The organism is Streptomyces sp. LaBMicrA B280, from assembly GCF_049222185.1.
GTDB classification, from domain to species: Bacteria; Actinomycetota; Actinomycetes; order Streptomycetales; family Streptomycetaceae; genus Streptomyces; species Streptomyces murinus.
In genome coordinates, this window is sequence record NZ_JBMJCT010000008.1 from 17,724 (window position 1) to 30,537 (window position 12,814).

Annotated in this window: 9 protein-coding genes; 5 read left to right on the forward strand and 4 right to left on the reverse strand. The window is 74.0% G+C overall.

Annotated features, from left to right (window positions below):
* Positions 1 to 135: 135 nt before the first annotated feature.
* Positions 136 to 1,101 (forward strand): thiamine-phosphate kinase, encoded by a 966-nt coding sequence (locus tag ACLF5H_RS07825; protein ID WP_421675333.1) that lies wholly within the window; start codon positions 136 to 138, stop codon positions 1,099 to 1,101.
* On the forward strand, positions 1,098 to 1,892 hold the full coding sequence (thiD, locus tag ACLF5H_RS07830; protein ID WP_421675334.1) for a bifunctional hydroxymethylpyrimidine kinase/phosphomethylpyrimidine kinase: 795 nt from the start codon (positions 1,098 to 1,100) through the stop codon (positions 1,890 to 1,892). The genes ACLF5H_RS07825 and thiD overlap by 4 nt, the downstream gene beginning before the upstream one ends.
* A gap of 116 nt (positions 1,893 to 2,008) precedes the next feature.
* Here thiD and ACLF5H_RS07835 read toward each other — a convergent pair whose 3' ends face one another.
* Positions 2,009 to 2,914: an alpha/beta hydrolase gene (locus ACLF5H_RS07835; RefSeq protein ID WP_421675335.1), complete on the reverse strand. Its 906-nt coding sequence runs from the start codon at positions 2,912 to 2,914 to the stop codon at positions 2,009 to 2,011.
* A 41-nt stretch (positions 2,915 to 2,955) separates the two neighbouring features.
* On the opposite strand from ACLF5H_RS07835, the gene ACLF5H_RS07840 reads away from it, so the two are divergent.
* Entirely contained in the window at positions 2,956 to 3,432 is a 477-nt protein-coding gene (locus tag ACLF5H_RS07840) for a MarR family winged helix-turn-helix transcriptional regulator (protein WP_421675336.1), read from the forward strand.
* 105 nt (positions 3,433 to 3,537) lie between these two features.
* On the opposite strand, the gene rpmB is transcribed toward ACLF5H_RS07840, so the two are convergent.
* Entirely contained in the window at positions 3,538 to 3,723 is a 186-nt protein-coding gene (gene rpmB / locus ACLF5H_RS07845) for a 50S ribosomal protein L28 (RefSeq protein ID WP_003993230.1), read from the reverse strand.
* A 256-nt stretch (positions 3,724 to 3,979) separates the two neighbouring features.
* Between rpmB and ACLF5H_RS07850 the strand changes: the two genes are divergently transcribed.
* On the forward strand, positions 3,980 to 5,620 hold the full coding sequence (locus tag ACLF5H_RS07850) for a DAK2 domain-containing protein (RefSeq protein WP_421675337.1): 1,641 nt from the start codon (positions 3,980 to 3,982) through the stop codon (positions 5,618 to 5,620).
* Between the two features lie 43 nt (positions 5,621 to 5,663).
* On the opposite strand, the gene ACLF5H_RS07855 is transcribed toward ACLF5H_RS07850, so the two are convergent.
* Positions 5,664 to 8,528 carry a tetratricopeptide repeat protein gene (locus ACLF5H_RS07855; RefSeq protein WP_421675338.1) on the reverse strand — a complete coding sequence of 955 codons (2,865 nt, stop codon included), beginning with the start codon at positions 8,526 to 8,528 and terminating at the stop codon, positions 5,664 to 5,666.
* Positions 8,521 to 10,356, reverse strand: coding sequence for an HSP90 family protein (locus tag ACLF5H_RS07860; protein ID WP_421675460.1), 1,836 nt, complete (start codon positions 10,354 to 10,356; stop codon positions 8,521 to 8,523). Before ACLF5H_RS07860 ends, ACLF5H_RS07855 begins: the two co-directional genes overlap by 8 nt.
* 213 nt (positions 10,357 to 10,569) lie before the next feature.
* Between ACLF5H_RS07860 and recG the strand changes: the two genes are divergently transcribed.
* Entirely contained in the window at positions 10,570 to 12,798 is a 2,229-nt protein-coding gene (gene recG / locus ACLF5H_RS07865) for an ATP-dependent DNA helicase RecG (protein ID WP_421675339.1), read from the forward strand.
* Positions 12,799 to 12,814 lie beyond the last annotated feature (16 nt).

The window sequence follows — 12,814 nt, forward strand, 5'->3', positions numbered from 1 at the left end:
CGGAAGTTGACGGTCGTCCGGGACCGTATCGGCGGTCCGTCCCGACCGCGTCGGGGTCATCTCGACGGTATCGGGGACACTGATGAGGCGCGAGTCAGCACGGTCAGGCGAAGGCAGAGAAGGGGAGTCAGGGACATGAAGGGCACGGTTGGTGAGCTCGGGGAATTCGGGCTCATCAGGGAGCTCACCTCCCGTCTCACCACCACTCCGGCGGTCCGTATCGGCCCGGGTGACGACGCCGCAGTGGTGGCCGCGCCGGACCGGCGGGTGGTGGCGAGCACCGACGTCCTGCTGGAGGGCCGGCACTTCCGCCGCGACTGGTCCACGGCCTACGACGTGGGGCGCAAGGCGGCCGCGCAGAACCTCGCGGACATCGCCGCGATGGGCGCCGTACCGACCGCCCTGCTGCTGGGCCTCGTGGTGCCGGCCGAACTCCCGGTCAGCTGGCCGACCGAGATGATGGACGGGCTGCGCGACGAGTGCCAGGTCGCGGGCGCGGCCGTGGTCGGCGGGGATGTCGTACGGGGCGACACCATCACGGTGTCGATCACCGCGCTCGGCGATCTGCGCAACCAGGAGCCGGTGACCCGGTCCGGCGCCCAGCCCGGCGACCTGGTGGCCGTCACGGGCTGGCTGGGCTGGTCCGCGGCCGGTTACGCGGTGCTCTCCCGCGGCTTCCGTTCGCCGCGCGCCTTCGTTGAGGCCCACCGGCGCCCCGAGCCGCCGTACCACGCGGGCCCGGCCGCCGCCTCGCTCGGCGCGACCGCGATGTGCGACGTCAGCGACGGGCTGATCGCCGACCTCGGCCATATCGCCGAGGCCAGCAAGGTCCGTATCGACATCCGCTCCGGCGCGGTCGACGTGCCCACGCAGATGAACGACATCGGGCAGGCCGTCGGTGTGGACCCGCTCCAGTGGGTGCTGACCGGGGGAGAGGACCACGCGATCGTGGCGACCTTCCCGCCGGACACCAAGCTCCCGGCCCGCTGGAAGGTCATCGGGGAGGTCCTCAACCCCTCCGCGCTGCCGCAGGTGACGGTGGACGGGGCGCCCTGGACCAGCGCGGGCGGCTGGGACCACTTCGGGGACATAGAACCGTGACCCCGCCCCGGGTGCTCACGGTGGCCGGCTCCGACTCCGGCGGCGGCGCCGGGATCCAGGCCGACCTCAAGACGATGCTCGCGCTCGGCGTCCACGGGATGAGCGTGCTCACCGCCGTGACCGCGCAGAACTCCCTTGGCGTACAAGGTGTTTGGGAACTCCCGGCCGAGGCGGTGCGGGCCCAGTACCGCAGCGTCGTGGACGACATCGGCGTCCAGGCCGTGAAGACCGGCATGCTGGGCTCGGCCGAACTGGTCGAGACGGTCGCCGAGTTGATCGCGGGCACGGACGCGCCCGCGGTGGTCGACCCGGTCGGCGTCTCCAAGCACGGCGACGCGCTGCTCGCCGACTCCGCGCTGGACGCCGTGCGCACCCGGCTCCTCCCGGCGGCCACGGTGGCGACCCCGAATCTGGACGAGGTGCGCCAACTCACCGGTGTCCAGGTCGAGTCGGAGGACGATCTGCGACGGGCCGCGGACGCCGTGCTGGCCTACGGGCCGCGCTGGGTGCTGATCAAGGGCGGGCATCTGGCCGGTGACGCGGTGGACCTCCTGACGGACGGCACCGCGGCGGGCGAGCACTGGCTGCGCGCGCCCCGCCACGACAACCGGCACACCCACGGCACCGGCTGCACACTCGCCTCCGCCATCGCCTCAGGACTGGCCCGGGGCCTCACCGTCCCGGCGGCGACCGCGGCGGCCAAGGAGTACGTCACCGGAGCGATCGCGGCGGGCTTCGCCTTGGGCACGGGCATCGGGCCGGTGGATCACGGGTGGCGTTTCAGGGGGTGAGGGGCCCTGGTGGTGGGGGTGTGCGGGGGCCTTCGCGGGCCCATGTGCCGGGGCCGCCCGAGTCGAGTCCATGGAGCGGGCCCCCGTACACCTGAGACGACACACCTGAGACGACGCTACGCCGTGGCCGCGCGCAGGCGTTGGTCGAGGAAAAGGGCCGCGCGGTCCAGGGCCTCGTCCGCCTCGTCCAGTTCGCCGGCGAACGCCTGGAAGACATGCGGCACATCGGCCGTGACGTCCAGGATCACATCCACCCCGGCGGCCCTGGCGCGCGCGGCGAGGCGGGTGGAGTCGTCCAGCAGGAGTTCGTTGGTGCCCACCTGGAGCAGGATCGGCGGCAGTCCGCTCAGGTCGGCGCAGACGGCCGGGCTGAGCAGCGGCTGGCGCGGGTCGGCGCCCGCGAGGTACATCACCCCGGTGTGTTCGACGGACGCGCGGGTGAAGAACGGGTCGGCGCCCGCCTTGGTGTCGATGCTCTCGCCGGTGCGGGTCGCGTCCAGGCCCGGCGAGAACGCCAGGATCGCGGCGGGCAGCGGCAGGCCCGCGTCCCGGGCGGCCAGGCAGGTGGTGACGGCGAGGCCGCCGCCCGCCGAGTCCCCGGCGAACACGACGGCCGAGGGGTCGGCGCCGCCGTCGAGGAGCGCGCGGTAGGCACCGAGCGTGTCCTCGATCGCGGCCGGGAACGGATGCTCGGGGGCCAGCTGGTAGTCCAGCGAGTACGCCGTGCGGCCGGTCCTGGTCACGAGGTGCCCGGTCACCGCCAGCGCCGCCTCGGGGGAGCCGCTCACCCAGCCGCCGCCGTGGAAGTACAGGATCGTCCCGGCGCGCGGACGCTCCTCGGGCGCCACGCGCAGCGCGGGCCGGTCGCCGAGCGCGGTCCGTGTCGTACGGATGCCGTCGGGCACGGTCATCCCGCTCATCAACGCCTCGAACCCGGCCCGGATCTCCTCGATCGTCCGGGGCCCCTCGCCGCGCGGCTGCCGCAGCATGGCGTCGAGACGGGCGCGCTGTTCCTTGCTCATGGGTGCTCTCCCCGCTAGTAACTTCCTCTACACTATATGCCGTGGCATATAAAACGACCGGAGACACCGCCGGGCTCCTGGATTTCTTCTCCGACCTGGTGCGCTGTGAGACGCGGCTGTACAACGCGCTCAACGACCGGCTCCGCGAGCGGCACGGGATCGTGACCTCGCAGTTCGAGGCCCTGCGCTATCTGCGCGACCACGAGGGGGCGCGGGTGGCGGATCTCGCGGCGGAGTTCGCGATCGGCATCGGGGCGACGAGCAAGGGTGTCGACCGGCTGGAGAGACAGGGCTGGGCGGTCCGGAGGCCGAATCCGGCCGACCGCCGCTCCTCCCTGCTGGCCCTGACCGAGGAGGGCGCGGAACTCGTCGGCGCGGCGGAGGAGACGTTCGGCGCGACGCTGGCCGAACTGATGGCAGGGGTGCTCGGCGACGCTTCGACGACGGCGGCCGCGCAAACCCTCTCAAGGCTGCGTTCCGCCCTCGAACGGCATCAGGTCGGCATGCCGACGGGCTGATCCGAGGGGGAAACGGCGAGAGGGTACGGCAAAAAGCCGGTCCATCCTGAGATGGACCGGCTCAGTGCAGCGAACCAGCAAGTGGCCGCGCGCTCAGCTGTAGCGTCAGCGCGAGACCTTGCCGGCCTTGATGCACGAGGTGCAAGCGTTCACGCGCTTCGGCGTCCCGCCCACCACGGTACGCACACGCTGGATGTTCGGGTTCCAGCGGCGGGACGTACGGCGGTGCGAGTGCGAGATGTTGTTGCCGAAGCCCGGCCCCTTGCCGCAGACGTCGCAGTTGGCAGCCACGGGTCACTCCAAAGACTTCAGATGCACTTACGGTTGATCCCGGCATGCCGGGATCGAGATCGTACGACCTGAGATCTGGAAGGCGTTGCCAGGGGGAGAGCCCGATCAGATCGGGCAACCGGAGCAGCATAGCAAGCCTGCGTCGGTAGAGCGAAACTACCATGGTCGCGAGGGGTCCCGCCCCCGGCCCACTTCCGGTCGGCACCGTCCCGGGGTCTACGCTGCGACCACGTCAAGCCGGCTCAGGGAGGCGCAGGTGGCGCAGGTGCCGCAGACATTCCTCGATGGTCTCGCGGTGCGCACCTGGTGCGGTCTGGCCCTGCGTGCGCTGGGGCGGGCGCGTGCGGAGATCGACGCGATCAACGTCTATCCGGTGGCCGACGGCGACACCGGGACCAACCTTTATCTGACCGTGGAGTCCGCGGCGACGGCCGTGGAGGCCGTGTTCGCCGGGTACGAGACGCGGCCCGGGTACGAGACGCGGCCCGCCGGACCCAGCCTCGCGGACGTGGTGCGCGCGATGGCCCATGGAGCGCTGATCGGCGCCCGGGGCAACTCCGGCACGATCCTCGCGCAGCTGCTGCGCGGCATGGCCCAGGTGCTCGCGGCGGACGGCGCGGAGCCGCGCTGCGACGGTCCCGCGCTGCGGCTGGCCCTGCGCCGGGCCGCCGATTCCGCGCGGCAGGCGCGGGCCGCCCACGAGGGCGCCCGCGCGGCCCTGGCGGCGACCCCGGCCCAGCTGAGCGTCCTGGCGGCGGCCGGAGTGGTCGACGCGGGGGGCAGCGGTCTGGTGGCGGTGCTCGGCGCGCTGGTGGAGGCGTGCACGGGGGAGGCGGTGGACGCGGGACCGGACCGGACGGCCCCGACGCCGAACGCCTTGCCCGAAGCCGAAGCCGAAGCCGAACCTGGGACCGACGCCGAGACCGATGCCGCGAGCGATGCCGAGACCGGGGCTTGCGCCCCCGCCGACGCCGGTGGCCCCGCCTTCGAGGTGATCTACCTCCTGGAGGCCGACGACACCGCCGTGGCCCGGCTGCGCACCCGGCTCGACGCCCTCGGCGACTCCCTGGTCGTCGTCGGCGGCGACGGACTGTGGAACGTCCATGTGCATGTGGACGACGCCGGTGCCGCCGTGGAGGCGGGCGTGGAGGCCGGGCGCCCGTACCGGATCAGGATCACGCACTTCGGGCTGGGCGATGTGCACACCGGTGGGCCGCGCCCGCCGCGCGAGCGGGCCCAGCGGGCGGTGGTGGCCGTCGTACCGGGTCAGGGCCTTGCCGAGCTGTACACCGAGGCGGGTGCGACCACCGTGCTCGCGCGGCCCGGGGAGCCGCCCGCCAGCGGGGAGTTGCTGGCGGCGGTACGACGGGCCCACGCGCGCGAGGTCGTGCTGCTGCCCAACGACGCCGAGCTGCGCGACACCGCGGCCGCGGCGGCCGAGCAGGCCCGTACCGAGGGGGTCCGGGTGGCGCTGATCCCGACCCGCTCGGCGGTGCAGGGCATCGCGGCGCTCGCGGTGTCGGAGCCGGGGCGCCGGTTCGACGAGGACGTCGTCCAGATGACCTCGGCCGCGGGCGCCACCCGCTACGCGGAGGTCGTCGTCGCCGAGCACCGCTCCTGGACGACGGCCGGGATCTGCCAGGCCGGGGACGTGCTCGGGCTGATCGACGGCGATGTGGCGGTGATCGGCGCGGACGTCACCGCCACCGCCGAGACCGTCCTGGACCGGATGCTCCAGGCCGGCGGCGAGCTGGTCACCCTCGTCATCGGTGACGAAGCCCCCGAGACCGTCGCCGGCCATCTGGAGACCCGGGTACGGGAGTCCTACCTGGCCGTCGACACAGCGGTCTACCGGGGCGGCCACCAGGGAGCGCTGCTGCTCATCGGCGTGGAGTGAGTGCCCCGCCCCCGACCCGCTCTCGAACAGCCCGAGCCCCCGTTCACCCGGCCGTCCCGAGCAGCCGGGCGGCCTGTGCGCGTCGTGCCCGGACGGTCTCGTCCGCCTCGTCCGCGTTCTCGTAGGCGGCCAGTACGGCGTGGGCGCGGGCCGTCGCTTCCCCGGGGTGGCCCAGCTCCGACGCCAGTTCGGCCGCGGCGAGTTCGGCGGCGGTGCGGTCGTGCAGTGCGGCCGGGCCGAGGGAGGCGAACAGGGTGATCGCCCGCTCGAAGTGGGCCCCGGCCGGGTCCCCGGCCTGGGCGAGGAGGTCGCCGAACTGGCGGTGGGTCTGGGCCAGTTCACGGGTCAGCCCGCCCAGCGCGCGGGCGTCCGCCGCGTTCTCCAGCGCCCGCTCGCACACCTCCACGGCCTCGGCCATCAGCCCCTCGGCCGCCGCCGTCCCGGAGTCCTCGCGCGGCGCCAGCCATGCGCGGGCCCGCAGCGAGCGGACGAGGAGACGGGTGTCGCCGAGGGCGCGCCACAGCTCGCCCGCGCGGGCGTACGCCCGGTCGGCCTCCGCCACCAGGCCCGCGCCGCCCAGGGAGTCCGCGGCGAGGTGCGCGAGCGTGGCGTGGTCGCGCTGCTCGGGCCAGTGCCGGGCGATGTCGGCGGCCAGCAGCCGCTGCTCGGCCGCCGCCCGGTGCTCCCCCAGCTCCTCCAGGCAGTCCCCGAGCCACCAGCGCGCCTGTACGACGGCCTCGTCACCGTGCGTCCCGGCGCGCAGGTCGGCCAGCGCCGACTCCAGCACCTCGGCCGCCTCCGCGCACCGCCCCTGCCGCAGCAGATATCCGCCCAGCCGCTGCCGCGCCCAGGCCCCCGACGTGCCGGACTCCCCGGCCTCGTCCGCCCGGTGCGCGGCCTGGAGCGCGTGCTCCGCGGCGGCGGCGACCGCACCGCGCTCTGCCGTCAAATCGGCTATTCGCAGGTGCAGTTGGACCTGACCGGCCGGTTCCACGTACCGGCCGCCGTGCTCCAGTGCCGCCCGCAGCGCCCGCTCGGCCCCCTCCCCGTCACCGGCCTGTTCGGCGAGCGCGGCGATCTGGACCTCGTACTCCACCGCACACCACGGCACCCCGGCGCGCACGTACTCCGCGACGGCCCGCCGGAGCAGTTCCGCCGCCCCCGCGCCGTCCCCGGCGGCCCCGGCCAGCTCGGCGAGCATCCCCCAGGACTCGGCGACCCGCGCCGCAAGCCGGGCATCCCCCGCGTCCCGCGCACCGTGCCCCTCGATCAGGGCCGGCACCTCGCGCACCGCGGCGTCCGCGTCCCGGGCGGGACCCGCGCCGGTGCGCGCCCGGTGCATCAGGATCCGCGCCCTGCTCATCAGGACCGACGCGGTCTGCCGTACCCCGGTGACCTCGGCGGCGTACAGCGCGCGGACCTCCTCGGCCAGAGCGGTCACCCGGGCCAGGGCCGGGTCAGGCTCGCCCCGCAGCGCGCGGAAGTAGGCGCCCCGGGCCCGTGCCGCCAGCGCCTCACCGGGGTCGCCCGCCGCCGCGTACAGCCCGGCCGCCCGCTCGAACAGCTCGGCGCCCTCGGGGCCCCGGGACATCGCCTCGTGGTCGGCGACCGACGCGCGGTCCGCCGGGGCGAGTTCACCGTCACCCGCGGCCCGCGCCACCGCGGCCCAGGCGTCCACCGCCTCCGGACGCAGGGTGTCCGCCAGCCGGTGCGCCTCGGCGAGCAGGGCGGGGAGTGACGTTTCGGCGGCCGGGGCCGACGGGGGAGCGGCCGCCGGGGCGGCGGGCGCGGTGCGCGGGGTGCGGACACCCAGCGCAAGCCGGTCCACCAGTGGCCGCCGGGCCATCCGCGCCCGCGTCCGGTCGCCGACGTACGACGTGCCGTTGCGCGCGTCGAACCGCTCGGCCAGGGCCAGCGCCTGGGTGCGGGCATGGGCCGCGAGATCCCGTGCCGTCCAGGCGCGCCCGGCGGGCCCCGGCACCCGCTCCCCGCCGAGGCCCAGCTCGGTCAGCCGGTCGGTCAGCAGGGTCACCACGGCCAGGAAGTCCAGCCTGCTGCGCGGCTGCCCGGTGTCCGTGAAATAGGCGGGCCGCTCGGCCAGCAGCTCCAGACCGCGCGCCTCGTTGCCGGTCAGCGCGCAGAACTCCACGTGCTCGGCGTACGCGGCCCGCATGCTCTCCATGGGCCGCACCAGCCGCAGCCCCCGCAGATGGTGCGCCCGCGCCTCCTTGGCGCGGCCCAGCCGCAGCAGCGGAACCAGGGACGCGGCGAGCACTGAGTGCGGCTCGTGCGCACAGCCGAACTCGCCCGCCAGCACCGGCCGCCACGCGGTGAGCGCCGCCTCGTCCCGGCCGCGCTCCACCTGCCACAGGCCCTGCCCGTACAGCTCGCAGGCATGGCAGTCGGCCATCTCGTCCCGGTCGGCGGCCAGCCACGCGGCGTACGCCCGCTCCGCCCGCGCCAGGTCCCCGACATGTGTCGCCACGCTGAACTCGGCGCCGCGCACGGCCCGTTCGGAGTACCCGGCGAGCCGGTAGCGGCGCTCCATCTCGCCCAGCCACTTCTCGATCGAGGCGAGCGGGATGTGCGGCTGGTCCAGCATGCCCGCCGACATCCACTTGAAGACCCAGTGCAGCGAATGCGTCTCGTAGGCGTCGAAGTCCCCGGGCCGCTCGTCCCACAGGCGCAGCAGCCGCGCGAAGGGGACGAACATCTTGTCCTTCTCGGAGCTGTAGTTGTAGACGCTCAACTGGTGCCCGAGCGCCTCGATGACAGCCAGCGGAACGCGCAACCCCTCGGCCGCGCCCAGCAGTTGCTCGGCACGGGCGTTGCGGGCCGGGCCCTCGGGCTGCTCGGCGTTCTCCGCCATCGCCCGGCGCAGCGCCGCGAGGTCGGTGATCTCAGTCATCGGCCGTCCCTCGCGTCGCCCACTCCAGCAGATCGATGAACGCCCGGTTGAGCAGCGCGGAGTCCGCGGGCCGCAGCGGCCGCTGGGCCGTCAGCAGCGCCTGCCCGTACAGCGACTCGACCGCGGTGCCGATCAGTTCCGCGTCGTCCAGTGAACTCAGCCTGCGGACCAGCGGGTTGAGATGGTTGAGCACCAGCCGGGCGCGCGGCGCGCCGCCGCGCAGCGAACCCAGGATGCCCGCCCACAGATCGTCGGCCTGCTCCTCCGCGTCCGCCCGGGCCTGCTCGTGCCGGGCCGCCCGGTCGTCCAGATGCAGCGCGGGCACCGACAGCGGATGGAAGGCGCGCAGCACCACATCGCAGCCCAGCGGGTCCAGCTTCGCCCGCGCCGCCGCGAGGAACCCGGTGAGCAGCAGCTCCACGCCCGGGTCGACGCCGTCCAGATGCGCGGTCACGGTGTCCGCGTCCAGCTCGGCGACCACCGTCCCCGACCGCACCGACGGCAGCGCCTCGATCAGCTCGCTGTCGTACGTGTAACCGCCGTTGACCACGCCCACGCCCTGCGCCGAGGCGATCGCCGCGACCTGCCGGTACTCCTCGACGCTCCGGGTGAAGTGCACCACCGGGTGCCGGCGCGCGAACTCCGCCAGCGACACCTGCCCGTCGGTCGTCTCGAACGGCAGCCACGGCAGCATCGTGCGCAGCATCTCGTGGTCGTGCCGGGCCAGCGACTTGACCCCGAGGTGGTGCACCGCGAGGAACGCCGCGAGCCGCTCCGGGTCACCGGCCGCGAGCCCGGTCAGCCAGTCGCGGATCCGCTCGCCGAGCGCCTCCCGCACGGCGGCCAGCGTCTCGTCCTCGTACAGCGACTCGCGCGAGGCGGTCGGCCGCAGGCTGTCGGTGTCCAGCACACAGCGCACGAAGAACGCCCAGTCGGGCAGCAGCTGTTCGGCCCGCTCGGTCAGCAGCATGCCCTTGAGATGCACCCGGTGCGTCGCCCGCTGCGCCGGGCTCACCGCCGACGGCAGCACATAGGCCACCCCGCGGATCCCGGCCAGCGGCACGTCCAGGTCGATCGAGTCCAGCGGGGTGAACCCGAACAGCCCCTGACAGTGCCGGGCCAGCGCCACCCGGCGCGCGCCGGGGCTCGGATACGGCCGGTCCCAGGGCGCGGGCAGCTCGGTGATCCGCTCCTCGCCCACCCGGACGTCGTACGGCAGCAGCGCGCCGAAGTCCCGGGCCAGCGCGCGCACCCGCTCCGGCGCGAGCCACTCGGCCGCCCCGGGCCGTGGCGTCAGCTGCACCGTCGTACCGGGTTCGGGCCGCGCCGTGTCGGGCAGGGTCCGCACGGTGTACGAGCCGTCGTCCCGCGCCGTCCACTCCACCGGGGGCGCGTCGGGGGTGCGGGCGCTGCGGCTGACCACGCGGATCCGCTCGGCGACGACGAAGCAGGCGAGCAGGCCGATGCCGAACTGGCCGAGGAAGCCGGAGCGGGCCTCCTGGAGTCCGTCGGCGCGCTTGGAGCTGCGCCCGATGGTCGCCAGCAGTTCGTGCACGTCCGACTCGGTGAGCCCGATGCCGCTGTCCTCCACCCGCAGGCCGCCGTCCGCCGTGTGCAGCCGGACCAGCGCCGGGGCGTCGGGCGCCAGGGCCCGCCGGGCGGTGACGGCGTCCACGGCGTTCTGGAGCAGCTCGCGCAGGTAGACCTTCGGGCTGGAGTAGAGGTGATGGGAGAGGAGATCGACCAGACCGCGCAGATCGACCTGGAAGGTGTGAGGGGGGAGAGGCGACTGGGAGGACTGGGATGACTGTGAGGTCTGGGAATCCATCGTCACTGCGCCGAAGGGTCAGGACGCGGCGCGGGGTCGGGCGGTCCCGCAGCGAAGGGCGGTGACCGCGAAGGACGGCCGGAACGCGCCATCCTAGGGCCCCGGCCACCGGGCCGACCAGGGGTTTCCGGGATCCTTACGGCATTGTGCACGGCACCCCGTGACGAACCCGCAGGGCAGGCGTCTACGGCATTGTCAGTGCGGTGGTGTGCAATGGATCTCGTGCCCGCACTGGAAGAACCACTGAAACAGCCACTGAAGTCAGTGCTCGGCCCCGCCACCGCGAAGGTGATGGCCGAGCACCTCGGCCTGCACACCGTCGGCGACCTCCTGCACCACTACCCGCGCAGATACGAGGAGCGCGGCCAGCTCACCCACCTCGCCGACCTCCCCATGGACGAGCACGTCACCGTGGTCGCCCAGGTCGCCGAGGCCCGCCTGCACTCCTTCGCCTCCTCCCGGGCGCCCCGCGGCAAGGGCCAGCGCCTGGAGGTCACCATCACCGACGGCAGCGGCCGCCTCCAGCTGGTGTTCTTCGGCAACGGCGTGCACAAGCCGCACAAGGACCTGCTGCCGGGCACCCGCGCGATGTTCGCCGGGAAGGTCTCCGTCTTCAACCACCGCCTCCAGCTCGCCCACCCCGCCTACGAGTTGCTGCGCGGCGAGGGCGAGGAGGCCGTCGAGAGCTGGGCGGGCTCCCTGATCCCGCTCTACCCGGCCACCGCCAAACTGGAGTCCTGGAAGATCGGCAAGGCGGTGCAGACCGTCCTGCCCGCCGCCCAGGAGGCCCTCGACCCGCTGCCGCCCGCCCTGTGCGAGGGCCGCGGGCTGCTCCCGCTCCCCGAGGCCCTGCTCAAGATCCACCGCCCGGCCACCAAGGCCGACATCGCGGCCGCCCGCGCCCGCCTCAAGTGGGACGAGGCGTTCGTCCTCCAGGTCGCCCTGGCCCGCCGCCGGTACGCGGACGCCCAGCTCCCGGCGGTCGCCCGCCGCCCGCGGGCCGACGGCCTGCTCACCGCCTTCGACGACCGGCTGCCGTTCACCCTCACCGAGGGCCAGCAGAAGGTCTCCCGCGAGATCTTCGCCGACCTCGCCACCGAACACCCCATGCACCGGCTCCTCCAGGGCGAGGTCGGCAGCGGCAAGACGCTGGTCGCCCTGCGCGCCATGCTCGCCGTGGTCGACGCGGGCGGGCAGGCCGCCCTGCTCGCGCCCACCGAGGTGCTGGCCCAGCAGCACCACCGGTCGGTCACCGAGATGATGGGCGACCTCGCCGAGGGCGGCATGCTGGGCGGCACCGAGCACGCCACCAAGGTGGTGCTGCTCACCGGCTCCATGGGCGCGGCGGCCCGCCGCAAGGCCCTGCTAGACCTGGCCACCGGCGAGGCCGGCATCGTCATCGGCACCCACGCCCTGATCGAGGACAAGGTCCAGTTCCATGACCTCGGCCTGGTCGTCGTGGACGAACAGCACCGCTTCGGCGTGGAGCAGCGCGACGCCCTGCGCGGCAAGGGCAAACAACCCCCGCACCTCCTGGTCATGACGGCCACCCCGATCCCGCGCACGGTCGCCATGACCGTCTTCGGCGACCTGGAGACCTCCGTCCTCGACCAGCTCCCGGCGGGCCGCTCCCCGATCGCCAGCCATGTCGTCCCGGCCGCCGACAAACCCCACTTCCTCGCCCGCGCCTGGGAACGCGTGCGGGAGGAGGTGGAGAACGGCCATCAGGCGTACGTCGTCTGCCCCCGCATCGGCGACGACATCGACGAGGCGGCCGATCCGAAGAAGGCGGCCAGGAAGAAGTCCGCCGAGGACGAGGCCGAGAAGCGGCCCCCGCTCGCCGTCCTCGACGTGGCCGACCAGCTGGCCAAGGGCCCCCTCCAGGGCCTGCGGGTCGAGGTGCTGCACGGCAGGATGCACCCGGACGACAAGGACGCCGTGATGCGCCGCTTCGCCGCGGCCGAGACCGACGTCCTGGTCGCCACCACGGTCATCGAGGTGGGCGTGAACGTCCCGAACGCCACCGCGATGGTCATCATGGACGCCGACCGCTTCGGCGTCTCCCAGCTGCACCAGCTGCGCGGCCGGGTGGGCCGCGGCTCCGCGCCCGGCCTGTGCCTCCTGGTCACCGAGATGCCCGAGGCGAGCGCCGCCCGCCAGCGGCTGAACGCGGTCGCCGCCACCCTCGACGGCTTCGAGCTCTCCCGTATCGACCTCGAACAGCGCCGCGAGGGCGACGTCCTCGGCCAGGCCCAGTCCGGTGCCCGCTCCAGCCTGCGCGTCCTGGAGGTGATCGAGGACGAGGAGGTCATCGGGGAGGCCCGGAGCGAGGCGATGGCCCTGGTGACTGCGGACCCGGACCTGGACCGTCTGCCGGGCCTGCGCACCGCGCTGGACGCGCTCCTGGACGAGGAGAGGGAGCAGTACCTGGAAAAGGGCTGAGGTATGCCGACCCAGG